This is a genomic window from Streptomyces sp. AC627_RSS907 (genome assembly GCF_019049165.1).
Window position 1 is genome coordinate 1 of record NZ_JAGMUE010001099.1, and the last position, 608, is coordinate 608.

The 608-nt window shown below is 66.1% G+C and carries 1 protein-coding gene and 1 pseudogene; one reads left to right on the plus strand and one right to left on the minus strand.

Translation table 11 applies throughout. The features are described from left to right. On the minus strand, positions 1 to 209 hold a 209-nt coding region (locus KUM32_RS40485; RefSeq protein WP_308408848.1), incomplete at its 3' end, for an SMR family transporter. A 206-nt stretch (positions 210 to 415) separates the two neighbouring features. Between KUM32_RS40485 and KUM32_RS40490 the strand changes: the two are divergent. Next, positions 416 to 608 (plus strand): annotated as a pseudogene (locus KUM32_RS40490) (MarR family transcriptional regulator); the annotation flags it as partial.

The following is a 608-nucleotide window of genomic DNA, read 5'->3' on the forward strand; positions in this document are numbered from 1 at the left end:
GCGCCGAGCGAGCCGAGGCCGGTCCAGATGGTGTAGCCGACACCCACGTCCAGCGTTCTCAGGGCCAGGCTCAGGAAGAACACGCCCCCCGTCGCGGCGGCGACGGTGAGCAGCGAGGGCCAGAGTCTGGTGAAGCCCTCGGTGGCGTTGGTACTGAGAGCGAAGATCACTTCGAAGGCGGCGGCGATGAGCAGGTAGATCCAGGACACGGTGGTGCTCCCTGGGCATGGGCGGGGTTGGTTCGGGGGGTTCGCTAAGGAACGAGCGCTGGACGCTCGGGTCGGCGAAGCGGGAGAGAGGGGGGCGGGGAGAAGGTAGCGCCAAAGAGGTAAATTGCATGTACGTGCAAGTTCTTTCGGGAGTTTGTCCGTACGGGTAACCTCATGTCAAGCGGCCTGGCGCGCGGGAGGGTGCGATGGATGACGAGTTGCTGTGGGGTGGTGTCATCGCCCTGCACGCGCGCGTGGAGCAGAGACTTTCCGTGGCCCTGCAACGGCAACACGGCCTTGGCCTCTCCGAGTACCGCGCCCTCGGGCACCTGGCGTTGGCCACCGCGAGTGGCCTGCGCATGCAGGATCTCGCGGCCAAGGTCGGGCTCAACCAGAGTT